13 protein-coding genes are annotated in these 16818 nt (G+C 71.0%); 9 read left to right on the top strand and 4 right to left on the bottom strand.

The window, feature by feature from the left end:
- The first annotated feature begins 294 nt into the window (after positions 1–294).
- The 3 genes from ACF1B9_RS08965 to ACF1B9_RS08975 all read left to right on the top strand — a co-directional run bounded on the left by ACF1B9_RS08965 (position 295) and on the right by ACF1B9_RS08975 (position 2635).
- Entirely contained in the window at positions 295–954 is a 660-nt protein-coding gene (locus ACF1B9_RS08965) for a response regulator (protein WP_391741524.1), read from the top strand.
- A gap of 133 nt (positions 955–1087) precedes the next feature.
- Positions 1088–1516, top strand: coding sequence for a pyridoxamine 5'-phosphate oxidase family protein (locus tag ACF1B9_RS08970; RefSeq protein WP_391741369.1), 429 nt, complete (start codon positions 1088–1090; stop codon positions 1514–1516).
- Between the two features lie 126 nt (positions 1517–1642).
- Complete coding sequence (locus ACF1B9_RS08975; RefSeq protein ID WP_391741522.1) at positions 1643–2635, top strand: phosphotransferase; 993 nt, start codon at positions 1643–1645, stop codon at positions 2633–2635.
- Between the two features lie 46 nt (positions 2636–2681).
- Here ACF1B9_RS08975 and ACF1B9_RS08980 read toward each other — a convergent pair whose 3' ends face one another.
- Positions 2682–4310, bottom strand: coding sequence for a protein kinase (locus ACF1B9_RS08980; RefSeq protein WP_391741368.1), 1629 nt, complete (start codon positions 4308–4310; stop codon positions 2682–2684).
- 294 nt (positions 4311–4604) lie between these two features.
- Here ACF1B9_RS08980 and ACF1B9_RS08985 point away from each other — a divergent pair, with 294 nt between their 5' ends.
- The 6 genes from ACF1B9_RS08985 (at position 4605) to ACF1B9_RS09010 (ending at position 12266) form a co-directional block, all read left to right on the top strand.
- Positions 4605–6254: a protein kinase gene (locus ACF1B9_RS08985; protein ID WP_391741366.1), complete on the top strand. Its 1650-nt coding sequence runs from the start codon at positions 4605–4607 to the stop codon at positions 6252–6254.
- A gap of 161 nt (positions 6255–6415) precedes the next feature.
- A complete protein-coding gene (locus tag ACF1B9_RS08990; protein WP_391741364.1) occupies positions 6416–7111 on the top strand; it encodes a hypothetical protein in 696 nt (231 codons plus the stop codon).
- A gap of 83 nt (positions 7112–7194) precedes the next feature.
- Positions 7195–7824, top strand: coding sequence for a PadR family transcriptional regulator (locus ACF1B9_RS08995; protein ID WP_391741363.1), 630 nt, complete (start codon positions 7195–7197; stop codon positions 7822–7824).
- Positions 7825–7981: 157 nt separating this feature from the next.
- Positions 7982–8755 (top strand): ABC transporter ATP-binding protein, encoded by a 774-nt coding sequence (locus tag ACF1B9_RS09000; protein ID WP_391741362.1) that lies wholly within the window; start codon positions 7982–7984, stop codon positions 8753–8755.
- Positions 8752–11598, top strand: a complete 2847-nt coding sequence (locus ACF1B9_RS09005) for an FtsX-like permease family protein (RefSeq protein ID WP_391741361.1) — start codon at positions 8752–8754, stop codon at positions 11596–11598. The genes ACF1B9_RS09000 and ACF1B9_RS09005 overlap by 4 nt, the downstream gene beginning before the upstream one ends.
- Positions 11599–11717: 119 nt before the next feature.
- A complete protein-coding gene (locus ACF1B9_RS09010) occupies positions 11718–12266 on the top strand; it encodes a bacterial proteasome activator family protein (RefSeq protein WP_351071932.1) in 549 nt (182 codons plus the stop codon).
- Positions 12267–12507: 241 nt separating this feature from the next.
- Here ACF1B9_RS09010 and ACF1B9_RS09015 read toward each other — a convergent pair whose 3' ends face one another.
- The 3 genes from ACF1B9_RS09015 to ACF1B9_RS09025 form a co-directional block, all read right to left on the bottom strand.
- Positions 12508–13494 carry an NAD(P)H-quinone oxidoreductase gene (locus ACF1B9_RS09015; RefSeq protein ID WP_391741360.1) on the bottom strand — a complete coding sequence of 329 codons (987 nt, stop codon included), beginning with the start codon at positions 13492–13494 and terminating at the stop codon, positions 12508–12510.
- A gap of 222 nt (positions 13495–13716) precedes the next feature.
- The gene (locus ACF1B9_RS09020; protein WP_391741358.1) at positions 13717–14853 is read right to left on the bottom strand and encodes a potassium channel family protein; all 1137 of its coding nucleotides are present in this window, start codon (positions 14851–14853) and stop codon (positions 13717–13719) included.
- On the bottom strand, positions 14811–16307 hold the full coding sequence (locus ACF1B9_RS09025; RefSeq protein ID WP_391741357.1) for a molybdopterin molybdotransferase MoeA: 1497 nt from the start codon (positions 16305–16307) through the stop codon (positions 14811–14813). Before ACF1B9_RS09025 ends, ACF1B9_RS09020 begins: the two co-directional genes overlap by 43 nt.
- Positions 16308–16818 lie beyond the last annotated feature (511 nt).

The following is a 16818-nucleotide window of genomic DNA, read 5'->3' on the forward strand; positions in this document are numbered from 1 at the left end:
CAGTGCGGCTCGCCTGTGTCCGTACCCGTGCACGGGGTGGGTGCCGCTCGGTCCGGAAACAGGCGTGACAGGTGCCCCGGCGAGCGCCCTGCCAAAAGCACGTTACCCAGTACGCCGCTTAACTGCGAAACCCTATCTGACCTGCGATTTTGCTTGGATTTCCAAGTAAATCGAAAAAGTCGGGAACTCTCGCTGGTCACAGCACTGGGAACAGCCTCGCAGGCCGCCGGAACAACGGCACGTTATCCCGCCGTTCGGCGGCAGGGAAGAGGCGAGTGTGTGACACTGCGTTTTGTGCGCGAACAAGGAAAAATCACTGTTTTTCTGCTGGACGATCACGAAGTCGTCCGGCGCGGGGTCCATGAATTGCTCTCGGTCGAGCCCGACATCGAAGTCGTCGGCGAGGCCGGCACGGCGGCCGACGCGCTGGTCCGCATTCCCGCGACCCGGCCCGACGTGGCGGTGCTCGACGTACGGCTGCCGGACGGGAGCGGGGTGGAGGTCTGCCGGGAGATCCGTTCCCAGGACGACAGCATCACATGCCTGATGCTGACCTCGTACGCCGATGACGAGGCGCTCTTCGACGCGATCATGGCGGGCGCCTCGGGATATGTGCTGAAGGCGATCCGCGGCAACGAACTGCTGAACGCGGTACGGGACGTGGCGGCCGGGAAGTCCCTGCTGGACCCGGTCGCGACCGCCCGGGTGCTGGAGCGGCTGCGCGACGGCAAGAAGGGCCGCGGCGACGACAAGCTCGCGCGCCTCACCGATCAGGAGCGCAAGATCCTCGATCTGATCGGCGAGGGGCTGACGAACCGGGTGATCGGCGAGCGGCTGCATCTCGCCGAGAAGACGATCAAGAATTATGTCTCCAGTCTGCTCTCCAAGCTGGGCATGGAACGGCGCTCGCAGGCCGCCGCGTACGTCGCCAGGCTGCAGGCGGAGAAGCGCTGAGCGGCGCGCACGACGGGCGGACGCGGGCGGGGCGGTCGCGCTCCCGGGCGAGTGATCTTCGGGACTTTGGTCCCGCACCACCTGGGGCCGCAGCCTCTTTCCACGGACTCTCCGGTGACGGAGAGTGGACGGCATGCCCTCTGAGCAACTCCACGCGCTCGAACTGCTCGGCCGTGTCCCCTACGGCCGGCTGGCGACGAGCATGCGGGCCCTCCCGATACTGGCGGTGGCCCGCCACATCGTGGTCGACGGCCGTGTCGTCCTGCGGATGCACGGCGGCCTCGGCTACCACGACGCCTGCGACGGCACGGTCGTGGCGTACGGGGCGGACAACTTCAACACCGCGCCCTCGGGGGACGGGGGCGAGCTGTGGTCCGTGCAGTTCACCGGCCCCGCCGAGATCGTGCACCCGACCGCCGAACAGCAAGGCCGCTTCGGTATCGCCCCCGCCCGGGTGAACGGGGAGCCCTTCACCCCCGCGTTCCTCGGGGTCGACCCGCACTTCGTCTCCGTGCACACTCTGGGCTTCCACGCAAGTCAGCCGATCGGCAACGCAGCGTGATCTAACATCTGGTGAGTGCCGCGCTCATCTGTAACCCTTCCGTCTGCTCCACCGGCCGGCGAGGTGCTGCGCTCATCCGTGCCCCGCTCCTCCGTGTCCCGGCCGCCCGTTCCTCCGGTGGACGAGGTGCTGCGCCGCTATCCGGACGCCGGTACGCCCCTCACCTGCAAGCCCGTGACCCAGGGTTTGCTCAACCACGGCTACCGCGTCTCCACCACCCGCGGCTCGTACTTCCTCAAGCACCACCTCGACGACTCCACCGGCGACCGCGCCACGATCGTCCGCCAGCACCGCGCCACCCAGCGGCTGCAGTCACTCGGCGTGCCCGTCGCCCCGCCCCTGGAGGACACCGAGGGCGGCACGGTCACGGAGATCGGTGGCCGGTGCTACGCCCTGCACCCCTGGGTGGACGGGCTGCACCGGGTCGGCGCCCAGCTCACCACCGCCCAGTCGCAGCGGCTCGGAGCACTGCTCGGGGCCGTGCACACCGGCCTCGAACAGGTCATGGAGACGGGCTCGGGGCCTGCCGGGCGGCCCGGCGGACACCGGAGCGCCGACCCCGTCGACACCTTCGCGCTGATCGAGGACCTGCTGGCGGCCGCACGCGGGCGCCGCCCCCGGGACTCCTTCGACGAGCTGGCCGAACACCGCCTCCTGGAACGGCGCACCCTGCTGGAACAGCACGCCGGCCGCAGGCCTCCCACCCCCGACATCCCGGCCACCGGCTGGGTGCACGGCGACTTCCACCCGCTGAACGTCCTCTACCGGGGCACGGACCCGGTCGCGATCCTCGACTGGGACCGGCTCGGCGTCCAGCCGCGCGCGGAGGAGGCGGTACGGGCCGCGGTGATCTTCTTCGTCCAGCCGGCCGGGAAGCTGGAGCTGGAGAAGGTACGGGCGTACGCGGGGGCCTACCGGCGGGCGGCCGGGGCGGGGGCGGGGGAACTCGCCGCGGCGGTGCACCGGGTGTGGTGGGAACGGCTCAACGACTTCTGGATACTGCGCTGGCGCTACTGCCTGGACGACCGAAGGGCCGACCCGCAGTTCCCTGCGGTGTCGGCCCTGGCGGTCTGGTGGACGCGCGAGTACCAGGCGGTGTGCGAGGCGTTCACGGGGTGAGTGAGCCCGCCCTGTGCGGGCCACCGCACAGGGCACGGAACGCCGGTTACGGGGAGGTGCCCGCCACGTTGCCGGTCCCTGCGGACGTGCCGGTGGTGGTACCGGCGGCCTCGCCACCGGCACCGCCGTCGGCCGTACCCGTGCCGCCGGGGGTCCCGGTGCCGCCGTCGGTCGTACCGGTGCCGCCGTCGGTCGTGCCCGTACCACCGTCGGTCGTACCGGAACCTCCGTCGGTCGTGCCCGTACCTCCGTCGGTCGTGCCGCCCGTGACCGGTGTGGACGGCTCGGTCGGCGGCGGCTCGACGGGCTGGCTCGGGGTGTACGACGGGGAGTAGGAGTGCCGCGGCGGCGTGTTCTGCTGGTTGCCGGTGGAGTTCTCCGGCTGCCGACTCTGCTCGTCGCTCTGCCGGTCGCTCGGTGAGGGCGAACTCTCGGGCGACGACGACGAGCTGGACGTCTCTGTGGGCTTCTTCTTGTGCCCGCCGTCGTCGCCGCTCGCCGCGTTGACGGCCATGGCGACGCCGGCCCCGATCGCGATCAGCGCGAGTACGACGAAGAGCCACAGCTTGCCCCGGCCGCCGCCGCCCTGCTGTCCGCCCTCGTAACCACCGTCGTCCGGGTTCATCGGCGGCAGGATCGGGCCCTGCGAGGTGTCCCCGTACTGCGGGTGTCCCATCGCCATCGTGCCCCCGGCGACGCCCATGGGCGGGGTGTGTCCGCCTTCGTGCATCGCTACGGGGCCGGTGTTCCACGTACCCGTGTGGCCACCCTGCACCTGAAGCATCTGCAGGCTGTACTGGACGAGCCCGCGCATCTCCTCGGCGCTCTGGAACCGGTCGTCCGGATCCTTCGCGAGCGAGCGCATGACCAGCCCGTCCAGCTCCGGCGGAGCCGCCTCCAGCACGTCGGACGGCGGAACCGGAATGTCCTGCACATGCTGGTACACGACGGAGAGCGGCGTCTCACCCGTGAACGGGGGCCGCAGCGCCAGGAGTTCGTACAGCAGACAGCCGGTGGCATAGAGGTCGGAGCGGTGGTCGACGGCCTTGCCCAGCGCCTGCTCCGGGGAGAGGTACTGCGGCGTGCCCATGACCATGCCGGTCTGCGTCATCGTCGACTGCGCGCCGTGCAGCGCACGGGCGATGCCGAAGTCCATCACCTTGACCGCACCCGAGTCCGTGATGATCACGTTGGCGGGCTTGATGTCACGGTGCACGATGCCGTGCTGGTGCGAGTACGCGAGGGCTTCCAGCACGCCCGAGACGATGATCAACGCCTGCTCGGGCGGCGGGGCCTCGGCATTGAGCAGCAGATCGCGGATGGTGCGGCCCTCGACGAGCTCCATCACGATGTAGGGGACGGTCTGGCCGCCCACGACGTCCTCGCCGGAGTCGTACACGGCGACGATCGCGTGGTGGTTGAGGCCGGCGACCGACTGTGCCTCGCGCGTGAACCGGGCCTTGGAGACCGGGTCCTCGGCGAGATCGGAACGCAGGAGCTTGACCGCGACTGTCCGTCCCAGCCTGACGTCCTCGGCCGCGAAGACCTCCGCCATGCCGCCCCGGCCGAGCCGGTGGGTCATCCGGTAGCGCCCGTCACCGACGACGCCGCCGATGCCCCAGGAGTCGGTGCCATCCGAAACTCCGCCGCCGTTTGCTTCGGAATCGGGTGCCATCAGTCCTCGCCGTCGTATCTGTCCGCGCGTCCGCGGGTTCTCACGGTGTCTAGCTGCATTGCCACGTCACGCTACAGCCTCTGCCGGACACACCGTTTCCGAGAGGGACGGGCCATCCAACCGGCCGGCGTGCCGCGCGCGCAAATTCCATGCGCTTCCTGTAACGCTTCCGAGACGCTTCTTGTGCGTAGGGTCACGGAACGGGCACCTGGCTTGACGTGTCGTACCCCTCGGGCAGACTTGGCGCGTAATAGGGATCATCGCGTCAGTCGCGCGCCGAGGGGGAAGCAAGTCATGAGCCAGGACGGCGCACACGGCGCTCAGGGGCGCTATGCCGGCGGTTCGGTCGCCGGCGGCCGATACCAGCTGCGCGACCTGCTCGGCGAAGGCGGGATGGCATCCGTATACCTGGCGTACGACTCCGCACTGGACCGCCAGGTCGCGATCAAGACGCTGCACACGGAGCTGGGACGCGAACAGTCCTTCCGCGAGCGGTTCCGGCGCGAGGCGCAGGCCGTCGCCAAGCTGCAGCACACCAACATCGTCTCGGTCTTCGACACCGGTGAGGACGAGCTCGGCGGCGCGCTGATGCCGTACATCGTCATGGAGTACGTCGAGGGGCAGCCGCTCGGCTCGGTGCTCCAGGCGGACATCCAGAGCTACGGCGCGATGCCGGCCGACAAGGCGCTCAAGGTGACGGCCGACGTGCTGGCCGCATTGGACACCAGCCACGAGATGGGTCTGGTCCACCGCGACATCAAGCCCGGCAACGTGATGGTGACCAAACGCGGCGTCGTGAAGGTCATGGACTTCGGCATCGCCCGCGCCATGCAGTCGGGCGTCACGTCGATGACGCAGACCGGCATGGTCGTCGGCACCCCGCAGTACCTCTCCCCCGAGCAGGCCCTGGGCCGCGGGGTGGACGCGCGCTCCGACCTGTACTCGGTCGGCATCATGCTGTTCCAGCTGCTGACCGGGCGCATCCCGTTCGACGCGGACTCGCCGCTCGCCATCGCGTACGCGCATGTCCAGGAGGAGCCGGTCGCGCCCTCCGCCATCAACCGGTCGATCACCCCGGCGATGGACGCGCTCGTGGCCCGCGCGCTGAGGAAGAACCCGAACGAGCGCTTCCCCAGCGCCGCGGCGATGCAGGACGAGATCGCGCGCGTGCTGAGCGCGGGCGGGCAGACCGGCGCCCCGGCGATCGTCGCAGGTGGCGGCGCACCGTCGAACAACGGTTCGGGTGTCGGCTCGGCGGTCTTCCCGCCGGTCGACCAGTCCACCTCGGCGCCGCAGAACGTCCAGACGCCGTACCAGCCGGGCCCGTACCGGTCGGGGCCGTACGGTGCGCCGACCCCGGCCCCCACACCGGCTCCGTCGTACGGATATCCGCAGTCGGCTCCGGCGTACCAGGGCCAGGCGCCGATGTCGCCTATGTCGCCGATGCAGCAGCAGACCCCGCCGCCGTACACGGTCCAGCCCCAGACACAGACGCATGGCGGCTCCGGCGGCGGCTCCAAGCGGAACATGCCGGTGATCGTCGGCTCGATCGTGGTCGCGCTGATCGCGGTCGGCGGCCTGATCACGGTTCTCTCGCTGAAGGGGGACCCGCCTTCGGGCGGCTCCTCCGCGAACGAGTCGCCGGCCGCGAGCGAGCACAAGGATCCGGAGCGGAACCGGACGATGAAGACCGAGGACTGCACGGACGCCTTGGAGGACTCGGACGACCCGGAGAAGGTGGACGCGCCGAAGTTCCTGTACAAGGACTTCCTCTCCGCGAAGGCCTGCGCGGATGCGGCGGGCTGGACCGTCAAGAAGATCAAGGTGCCGGGGAACGCGTACGCGGAGGACCAGGTCATCGACCAGTTCCCGACCTCCGGAACGGCCGTCGACAAGACGGGCGCCCACTTCGAGCTGCGCGTCGCGACGGGCGACCCGGCCTGAGCGGGCGCACGCGCGGAGGCGCGGCTCTCCGGGGCCGGTGCGAGCCCAGGGAGAGTATGGCGAGCCCAGGGGCGCGATATGCCCAAGATGCCGGACATATCGTCACATGTGACGCTGCCCTCATGGCTCCAGGACTTCTCCCTTCACGGTCCACGAGGTGCGTGGTCGGTCTCATATTCTCGGCGGGCGCCGCGCTGGGGGCCGCCACGGTCGAGGCGCACGCCCAACAGCGCGCACCCGACGGGGCGCCCGGAGCGGTCGGCGCCTCGGTGACGCCGCCCCCGGCCGCACCAAACGCACCTTCCACCCGCCCCACGCCCGCCGGTGTCGAACCGTCAGCCGACGCTTCGGCGGCCCCCTCCACCACCCCTTCGGCCGAACCCTCGGCGATATCCACGGATGACACCTCGGCCGCCCCCGCAACCCCGGCGTCCTCCCCCTCCCCTTCTCGCCCCCCTTCCCCGTCCGCCCCCGCCGATCCGTCCGCCCCCGCCTCCGCCTCCCCCAGCGCCTCGGCCGCCGAAGGGTCGGCACCCCCCGACGCCCAGCCCCCGCTCGCCGGGCGCGAGGCCGGGGAAGGAAGACCGCGCCCCGGACGGCCGCTCGCTCCGTGGGGCCTCGCACACGCGGACAGTTCCGCCGACGGGACCGACACACGCCCTGCGGCGAGCGATCCGGGGCCGGCGCCCGGCGTGACACCGGCGGCGGACACATCCCCCGCAGCCGGTCGGCTCGCGCCCCAGGCCCTCGACGGCCCCGTCGTGCGACAGGTCCGGCACGTGTCGCTGGGTGCCGGAATCGCACTGATAGGACTGGGGCTCGGCTTCCTGGCACTCCGTATGCGCCGCTCGAACTGAGACGCCCCGCACCCTCCCCAGCAGCGCCCACACGCTCCGGCCGCGACTTGCGCCCACCAACATACTCGGTATACATACTCAGTATGTCGATCCGTCACGGGCTGCTGGCCCTGCTGGAGCGGGGACCCAGATACGGCTCCCAGCTCCGTACCGAATTCGAGTCGCGCACCGGCTCCACCTGGCCGCTCAACGTCGGCCAGGTGTACACGACACTGAGCCGGCTGGAGCGCGACGGCCTGGTCGTCCAGGACGACGAGGACGACCAGGGGCACGCCCTCTACGCCATCACCGACGACGGCCGTACCGAACTGCGGAGCTGGTTCGAGACGCCCGTCGACCGCAGCAGTCCACCGCGCGACGAGCTGGCCATCAAGCTCGCCATGGCGGTCGGCGCGCCCGGTGTGGACCTCCGCGCCGTCATCCAGTCCCAGCGCCGCCACACCGTGAAGGCGATGCAGGACTACACCCGCCTGAAGGCGCAGGCGCTCACCGATGCCCCGGCCAACCGCGACGAGGTCGCCTGGCTGCTCGTGCTCGAACAGCTGATCTTCCAGGCGGAGGCCGAGGCCCGCTGGCTGGACCACTGCGAGTCCCGGCTGGTCCGTCTCGCCGAGGCCGCCGCCACGGAGCCGGAGCCCGAGGTACGCGCGACCGGGCGCGCCCCGGCCGTCCGCACTCCTGCCCCCGCCGCCCGCCCGCGCGGCCGGCGCTGACCACACACCACCGCGCGTACGCATCCCGGCTTCCGGCACCACGACGGACCACCGCGTACGCGCCTTGTGCCGACCACGGACCGCCTCGGCGCCCCGATGTCGGCCCCACAACTCGGTCCGTCGGCCCCACAACTCGTTCCAAGGGGGAACCACCACCATGTCCTCGCGCGCCCCGTCCCGGTCCGCGTCCGGCTCACCGCCGGCCGCGGACACACCGGTGCTCGAACTCCGAGCACTCACCCGCACCCACGGCACCGGCATCGCCGAGGTGCACGCCCTGCGCGGCATCGACCTCTCCGTGCGCACCGGTGAACTGGTCGCCGTGATGGGCCCCTCCGGCTCCGGCAAGTCCACCTTGCTGACCATCGCGGGCGGTCTCGACACCGCGACCAGCGGCCAGGTCGTCATCGAGGGCCAGGACATCTCCGGCCTCGGCCGCAAGGGCGTCGCCGCCCTGCGCCGCCGCAGCATCGGCTACGTCTTCCAGGACTACAACCTGATCCCGGCGCTCACCGCCGCCGAGAACATCGCCCTGCCGCGCGAGCTCGACGGCGTCTCCGTGCGCGCGGCGCGCAAGGAGGCGCGCGCGGCGCTGGAGGAGATGAGGCTCCTGGAGATCGCCGACCGGTTCCCGGACGAGATGTCCGGCGGCCAGCAGCAGCGCGTCGCCATCGCCCGCGCGCTCGTGGGGGACCGGCGCCTCGTGCTCGCCGACGAACCGACCGGGGCGCTCGACTCGGAGACCGGCGAGGCCGTGCTCGCGCTGCTGCGCAAGCGCTGTGACCAGGGCGCGGCCGGAGTCATGGTGACGCACGAGCCGCGGTACGCGGCCTGGGCGGACCGGGTCGTCTTCCTCCGGGACGGATCGCTCGTCGACCAGACGCTCACCGCCGACGCCGACTCGCTGCTGGCCGCCGAGGGCGCCGAGTGAGCGTCTTCACGGGCTGGCGCGCCTCCCTCCGCATGGCCAGGCGCGACGCGATGCGCGCCAAGGGCCGCAGCGCACTGGTGGTCGCGATGATCGCGATACCGGTACTCGGCGTCACGGCCCTCGATGTGACGTACCGCAGCGAGAATCCGTCCATCGCCGAGAAGCTGACCAGCGAAATGGGCTCCGCCGACGCGCTGTTCAGCGACGAGATGATCGGGCCCATCGAGCAGCTCCCCGATGGGGCGGTGAGGAACATCTACATGGGCGTGGACGACGCACCGCCCGTGGAGAACGGCGACCCGCTCGACATCAGGACGATATTCCCCAAGGGCTCGCGGGCGATCAGCGTCCAGTCCGTCCCGGCGAGCGTCACCACCCGGTACGGCGTCACGAACACCGACATCGTCGAGTTCCGGACGTCGGACGCGATGGCGCGCGGCAAGATCGACCTCGTGCGCGGCGCCTACCCGCACGGCAAGGACGAGATGGCCGCCACCGAGCCGTTCCTGGAGGCGACCGGGCTGCACGTCGGCTCGACCACCACCGTGCGCAACTCCGGCCGGACGTACACCATCACCGGCGCGGTCGAGCTGCCCAGCGATCTGAAGACCGAGGCGCTCTACGCCGAGCCCGGTGCGGTCATCGCGCCGTGGCAGGACAGGGCCGACCACGACAAGAAGGTGCTTCCGCCGAACGCCGGGTCCACGGACTGGCTGGTCAAAGGCCCCGCAGGGGTGGGTGTGACCTGGCCGCACGTCCTGGAGGCCAATAAGGCGGGCGTGCTCGTCACGTCCCGGCAGGTCGCCCTCGACCCGCCGCCGGACTCCGAGGTCCCGCTGATGGCCCGGAACCCACGGTTCGCCGACGGAGGCTCCGGAGAGCTCAGCACGGCACTCGTCACCGTGATCGCCATGGCGGTCCTGGAGATCGTGCTGCTCGCCGGGCCTGCCTTCGCCGTCGGTGCACGCCGTTCCCGCCGTCAGCTCGGCCTCCTCGGCACCTGCGGCGGAGACAAACGTCATGTCAGGGCCGTGGTGCTCGGTGGCGGTCTGGTGCTCGGTGGCATCGGAGCGGTGACGGGTGTCGTGCTCGGCCTCGGACTCACCGCGGCTTTCCAGCCCATGATCGAGAACTGGGCCGGACACCGGTTCGGCTCTCTGACGATCGCGCCGCTGGAGTTGCTGGTCATCGCCGCGATCGGCCTGATCACCGGCTTGTTGGCGGCGTTCGCCCCGGCGATCGTGGCGAGCCGGCAGTCCGTGCTGGAGTCGCTGACCGGCCGCCGGGGCGTCCGTCGCTCCTCGCGCGTGCTGCCCGTCCTGGGCGCCTGCGTGCTGGCGTTCGGTGCCGCGATCGCCCTCTACGGCGGCACCAGCGGGAACGCGACACTCGTCGTCGCGGGCTCGATGGTCGCCGAACTCGGGCTGCTCGGCTGCATCCCGGTGATCGTCGGCCTCCTCGGGCGGCTCGGCCGGAGGTTGCCTCTCGGGCCCCGGATGGCGCTGCGCGACGCGGCCCGCAACCGTGGTCGTACCGCTCCCGCCGTCGCCGCGGTGATGGCGGCGGTCGCGGGTTCGGTGGCCGTCGCCACGTATACGTCCAGCCATTCCGCCGAGCTCGAGTACAACTACATCCCTTCGCTCACCAAGGGGACGATCGTCGTCTCGTCCTTCGACGAGAAGGCGGCCGAGCGCCTCCTGCCGGCACGGACGGCGGTGGAACGGAACATGGCCGTCACCAGCGGGCACGCGGACTTCCAGCGGGTCTGGGCAGGCAGTGACTGCAACCACTACGAGGAGAACCACTGCGGCTCGCTGGAACTGGTCAGGCCCACCGGCAAGGCCCACAGCTGCCCGCTCACCCGCAAGGGAGCCAAGGAACTCGCCGCGCGGCTCTCCGCCGACGAGCACAAAAAGCTGATGCGGTCCCCCGCCTGCCTCACCGACGTGATGGCGTCGGGTCTCTTCAGCACCGATGAGAGCAACATCGTCGTCGCGGACGCGGCCCTGCTCGACACGTACGTGAAGCTCGACGACCCCGCGGCCGCCAAGGCGCTGGCAGCGGGCACCCCGGTGCTGCTCAACCCGGTGTACGCGGAGAACGGCGAGGTGACCGTCAAGGCGGTCCACCAGTACAGCGAGAAGGACAAGACGTACGGGAAGCAGCATCCGGGCAAGGCGCGGACCACCGTGGACAAGCTGAAGGTGTACGTGGCTCCCGCGAAGTACGCGTCCACCCCCGGAATCCGCATGATCCTTCCGGAGCGGACCGCGGAGCGGCTCGGCCTGCACACCAGGGCGGCCGGAAGCGCGTATGCCGTCGCCCATGCCCCGACGAACGCCGAGGACCAGCGCGTCTCCGATGCCATCGAGCAGGCCGGCGGCGGCATCTGGGTGCAGTCCGAATACGGCCTCGGCCAGCAGGACAACACCGTACTGCTGATCCTGTCCCTGTTCGCCGGCGTGGTGACGCTGGGCGCGGCCGCGATCACGACGGGCCTCGCCAAGGCGGACGCGGAGGCCGATCTCAACACCCTCAGCGCGGTGGGCGCGCCTCCGGGCGTCCGGCGGAAGCTGTCCGGCTTCCAGTGCCTGGTGGTGGCGCTCACAGGTGTGGTGCTCGGCACACTGGCCGGCCTGGTGCCCGCGGTGGCGCTGCGCCTCGTCGACCTGCGGGAAGCCCTGAAGGCGATGCGGATCGACCCCACACAGTCGGCGTACACGCCGATCGTGCTGCCCTGGGCGACCATCGGTCTGCTCGTCGTGTGCGTTCCGCTGCTGGCCGGGGTGCTCGCGGCGGCGTTCACACGGTCGCGCGTGGTGGTGGCACGGCGGGCCGGATGAGCGCGCGGGTGGTGCGGTGAGTGGCCTGACCGGCTGATTCGGTGCCCCTGCGCACGGTGGATCAAGCGTTTGCGGGGGCACCACCGTGTTGTACGGCAGGTGTGCGAGACAATGACGCCATGGAGATGCCGAGGAATGAACGGTCGCAGGAGCACCCTCAAGTCCTGGTGGTGGGGCAGGACGGCATGGCGATCGGCGGCGGTGGCACTGACGACGAATCGCGTGAGGTCCCGGTGACGGAGATGGTCGAACAGCCCGCGAAGGTCATGCGCATCGGCAGCATGATCAAGCAGCTCCTGGAGGAGGTCAGGGCGGCTCCTCTCGACGAAGCGAGCCGGGTCAGGCTCAAGGAGATCCACGCGAGTTCCGTGAAGGAGCTGGAGGACGGCCTCGCGCCGGAACTGGTGGAGGAGCTGGAGCGGCTCTCCCTGCCGTTCACCGAGGAGTCGGTGCCGTCCGAGGCGGAACTCCGGATCGCGCAGGCCCAGTTGGTGGGCTGGCTGGAGGGCCTCTTCCACGGCATCCAGACGGCGTTGTTCGCCCAGCAGATGGCGGCGCGGGCACAGCTGGAGCAGATGCGGCGCGCCCTTCCGCCGGGGAGCGGTCACGAGGACGAGGACGGCAGCGGGGACCAGCACGGGGCCATCAGGACCGGCCCGTATCTCTAGCCAGTCCGTACGTCGCAAGGCGGAGGAGGGAGCCATGGCGGCGCCATGGCGACCGACGACAACGCGGCGAGGCGCGGCACCGGGGCACGCGAGCCCGGCATGATCCGACGAGAGGCCCTGGGCCCGGCGCACATGGTCGACGACCTGTGCACCGGGCCTTTTCCCGCACGATGCGGGAGGCACGGGCGGGGATGTGGCGTGGAGCGTGTGGCTCGGGGGTGTGGAGCGGGGAGGCGGCGCGTCAGCCCGCGGGGGTCTGCAGAAGCACCTTTCCGATGTGCGCGCTGGACTCCAGCACCCGGTGGGCCTCGGCGGCGTCGGCCATCGGCAGCGTACGGTCCACGATCGGCCGGACCACGCCGTCGGCGATCAATGGCCAGACGTGCTCGCGCACGGCGGCAACGATGGCGGCCTTCTCGACGAGCGGGCGACCGCGCAGCGAGGTCGCGGTGATGGCGGCCCGCTTGTTCAGCAGGGCGCTCAGATTCAGCTCGCCCTTGGCGCCGCCCTGGAGGCCGATGATGGCCAGCCGGCCGTTGACGGCGAGCGCCTTCACGTTCCGGTCCAGGTACTTCGCGCCGACGATGTCGAGGATGACATCCGCGCCGACCCCGTCCGTCGCCTTGCGCAGCTCCTCGACGAAGTCCTGTTCCCGGTAGTCGATCAGGATGTCGGCGCCGAGTTCCGCGCAGCGCTCCAGCTTCATCGGGCCACCGGCGGTCACCGCGACCTGTGCGCCCACGGCCTTGGCGAGCTGGATCGCCATGGTGCCGATGCCGCTGGACCCCCCGTGCACCAACAGGGTCTCGCCGGGGCGAAGGTGAGCCACCATGAACACGTTCGACCAGACGGTGGCCGTCACCTCGGGCAGCGCGGCGGCCGAGGCCAGGCCGACACCGGCAGGTACGGGCAACAGCTGTCCGGCGGGTACGGCGACCTTCTCCGCGTAACCGCCACCGGCGAGCAGCGCACACACCTCGTCGCCGACCGACCAGCCGGTGACACCGGGCCCGACCGCCGAGATGTGGCCCGCGCACTCCAGGCCCGGGTACGGGGACGCGCCGGGCGGCGGGTTGTAGAAACCCTGCCGCTGCAGCACGTCGGCGCGGTTGACCGCGCTGGACACGACATCGATGAGGACCTCGCCCTCGCCGGCTACCGGATCGGGCACCTCGGCCCACACGAGCGCCTCGGGGCCACCGGGTTCGGGGATCGTGATCGCATACATGGCGGCGAGGCTACTCCGTGACGCGGGCCGGACGACGGTGTCACGGCGGTGGGCCAGGAGGCAGCGGCGGGCCGGGCGGCCGGCGCTGACCGGCGGCTGGCCGGGCGGCCGTGGCTGGAACGGCCATGACCGGGGCGTCTGGGCGTCGGGACGCCGGGACGCCGGGAGCCCCCTTCATGGAGGCCCGCGCCGACGGAGGCGATCCACTCCGGAGCGACACCGCTACGGGAGCGGGCCCCCCGTGACCGGGTTGCTCACCGGCGGCTCGTTCGAGGCGCGCACGATGGTGATCAAACGGTCCGTCAACTGCAGTGGGCTGGCCGCCGGGTCGTCGTAGCCGATCAGCCGATGCCCCCGCAGCACGCTGACCACGAGATCGCCGGTCTCCCGGACGTTCTTGCCCACCTCGGCCTTTATCACCGGCCGCTCGACGAGATCGAGACCGCTGCCCTGCTGGATCAGGTCCTCCATCACCGTGCCCGCGCTGGGGCTGAGAACGGAGAGGCCGAGCAGTCGGCCCGCCGCGCTGGCGCTGGTGATCACGGCGTCCGCGCCGGACTGCCGCAGCAATGGAGCGTTCTCCTCCTCGCGCACCGCGGCGACGATCTTCGCGCCGCGGTTGAGCTGTCGCGCCGTCAGAGCCACCAGCACCGCCGTGTCATCGCGCTGAGTGGCGATGATGATCTGCCGTGCCTTCTGGAGCTCGGCCCGCAACAGCACCTCGCTGCGGGTCGCATCGCCGACCACTCCCACGAACCCCTCGGCGTTGGCGATCTCGATCACCTTGGTCGCCGGGTCGACGATGACGATCTGTTCCTTCTTCAGGCCGGTGGCGCGCAGGGTTTGGATGGCCGAACGTCCCTTCGTGCCGAAGCCGACGACAACGGTGTGGTCACGCAAGTTGGTTCTCCAACGCTTCAGCCGAAAGTCCTCGCGGGTCCGTTCCGTAAGGACCTCAAGAGTGGTGCCGACCAGGATGATCAGGAAGAGCACCCGCAGCGGTGTGATGAGCAGCACATTGGTGAGCCTGGCGACATCCCCGTACGGGGTGATGTCGCCGTAGCCGGTGGTGGAGAGGGTGACCGTCGCGTAGTACACCGCGTCCAGCAGGTCGACGTTGTTGTCTGCGGCGTCGTGATATCCGCCGCGGTCGAGCCAGACGATCAGCACGGTGACGGCGAGCACCATCAAGGCCATCAACAGTCGCTTGGCCACCTGACGCGCCGGCCCGTCGACGACCCTGCGCGGGAGCAGCACCCGCGTGGGCGCGACGTACTCGTCGGCACGCCTGGCCATCGCGTCGTGACCGGGAAGTTTCACGTGAAACACCCTTCCGTCCACGGCGTCGCCGAGGCCCACGGTAGGTCGAGGATCTCCACCTCGGTGCCGGACCGTACCCCGCCGGGTGGCACGACGGCCAGCCCGTCCGCCGCAGCAACCCCCCGGAGCATCGCCGGACCGTTGTAATGCAGCGGCACGACATGCTCGGCGCCGCTGCCGCTTCCCATGCTGCCGAAGCCGCCGACGCCGGCACCCGCCCTGCCCGCTCGGTGGACGACGGGCACCAGACGGGTGTCGTGCGGATGCCCGTGCACCTCGTCGCGCACGACGACCCGGTGCGATGTCTCCAGTGCCCGTCCCGTCAGCCCACGGAGCAGCGGTTCGGCAAGCGTGAGGAGCCCGGATACGGCGGCCAGGGGGTTGCCGGGCAGCCCGACGAGATACGGGCCCGCGTCGGAGTCCTTCGTCCTGAGTCGGGCCAGCAGCATCGGATGGCCGGGGCGGACGGCAACTCCGTCGACCAGCAACTCGGCTCCGATCTCGGCAAGGACCGGGTGGACGTGGTCGACAGGTCCCGATGCCGTGCCGCCGGTGGTGATGAACAGATCGGCACCGGACGTGGTGAGAGCCCGCCGGAGGGCGTTCACGTCGTCGCCGAGGCGCCGCGGCGCGGAGACCTCGGCGCCCAGCGCGGACAGCCAGGGGCCGATCATCGGGCCGAGCGCGTCACGGATCAGCCCGTCGTGCGGCAGGCCGCTGGTCAGCAGTTCGTCACCGAGGACGAGGACCTCGACACGAGGGCGGGTGACAGCGAGCAACTCGTCGTACCCGGCAGCGGCGGCCAGACCGAGGACAGCGGGCGTCACCAGGGTTCCGGCGGGAAGGAGTTGATCTCCAGAACGGCATTCCTGGCCACGAGGCCTGATGTCCTGCCCGGGGAGCACCTGGTCTTTCGCGTGAAGCAGCCCTTTGGCCTCGTCCACGTGAGCGTGTTCGCTGCGGATCACGGCGTTGGCGTCCGCCGGGATGCGCGCGCCGGTGGCGATCCGTACGGCATCCCCGTCGGGGAGTACGGCGGGGGCGCCGTGTCCGGCGAGGATGCCGAGACCCTGGCTGGGGCGCGAGCCGGCACTCGCGTCCCGGGCTCCCTCCTTGCCCCGGACTTCCGCCCTGTCGTCGGCCCCCTCTCTGTTCCCGGCTCCCTCTTTGCCCCCGGGTTCGTCGAACTCGCGGATGGTCCACGGCCCCGGCCCGGTGACGACCCAGCCATCCATGGCGGAGGTGTCGAAGGACGGCAGGTCGGTGAGTGCCACGAGCGGCTCGGCCAGTACGCGTCCGACTGCCTGATCGAGGGGGATCCGCCGGGCGTGGACGGGGACGTCGCGGCCCGAACGTGCGGCCAGGGCGCGGGCCGTTTGCCAGGGCGTCGCCGGGCTGTGCCGCTCACGTCCGCCGGGCCGGTCGGCGCTCTGGTCCGGGGGCGGGACCGCAGCTGCGTCCGCACCCTCCTCAGCGGGCCGGGGCGGGTTCATGAAATGCGGCCGACCCGGTGCGCGGGATCGATCCGGGGAACACGGCTGCTCCGACGATCGGGAGTCCGCGCGGTGGGGCTCGTCCGCCGGCCGAGGCCGGCCGGCGAGGTGGGACTGAACCGCAGAGTGAGATCGCCCTGTGGACCAGGCCTCGCCCGGCGACCGGCGCACGACCAGAGCGAGCGCCTGCTCAACGGCCCGTTCCTCCTCGGCAGCCCGCAATTCCTCCGGGGTCGGTCCCCGATCCGCCGACGAAGAACGTCCGCCTCCTGAGGGCGAGCCGACCACCGAGGACGAACCGCCCGCCGTACCCGCGGCCAGAAACCGGTCGCCCTCCGAAGACACCGCACCCGCCGGAGACACCCCGACCGCCGGAGACACCCCGACCGCCGGAGACCCTCCGCCCGCCGAGGAGAGAGCGGCCTGCGGGAACGAACCGCCGCCCGTCGAGAACGGATCGGCCGCCAGAGAACTGTCGCCGGACTCCGATCCACGATCGGCCGAAGCCGGA

This window comes from Streptomyces sp. NPDC014727 (genome assembly GCF_043083485.1).
In the GTDB taxonomy this organism is placed as follows: Bacteria; Actinomycetota; Actinomycetes; order Streptomycetales; family Streptomycetaceae; genus Streptomyces.

Bases quoted from the DNA above. Each gene is read 5' to 3' on its own strand.
- ACF1B9_RS08995 (WP_391741363.1), top strand. From the start codon at position 7,195: ATGTCGATCCGTCACGGGCTGCTGGCCCTGCTGGAGCGGGGACCCAGA.
- ACF1B9_RS08970 (WP_391741369.1), top strand. From the start codon at position 1,088: ATGCCCTCTGAGCAACTCCACGCGCTCGAACTGCTCGGCCGTGTCCCC.
- ACF1B9_RS09025 (WP_391741357.1), bottom strand. From the start codon at position 16,307: ATGAACCCGCCCCGGCCCGCTGAGGAGGGTGCGGACGCAGCTGCGGTC.
- ACF1B9_RS08985 (WP_391741366.1), top strand. From the start codon at position 4,605: ATGAGCCAGGACGGCGCACACGGCGCTCAGGGGCGCTATGCCGGCGGT.
- ACF1B9_RS09015 (WP_391741360.1), bottom strand. From the start codon at position 13,494: ATGTATGCGATCACGATCCCCGAACCCGGTGGCCCCGAGGCGCTCGTG.
- ACF1B9_RS08980 (WP_391741368.1), bottom strand. From the start codon at position 4,310: ATGGCACCCGATTCCGAAGCAAACGGCGGCGGAGTTTCGGATGGCACC.
- ACF1B9_RS09000 (WP_391741362.1), top strand. From the start codon at position 7,982: ATGTCCTCGCGCGCCCCGTCCCGGTCCGCGTCCGGCTCACCGCCGGCC.
- ACF1B9_RS09010 (WP_351071932.1), top strand. From the start codon at position 11,718: ATGGAGATGCCGAGGAATGAACGGTCGCAGGAGCACCCTCAAGTCCTG.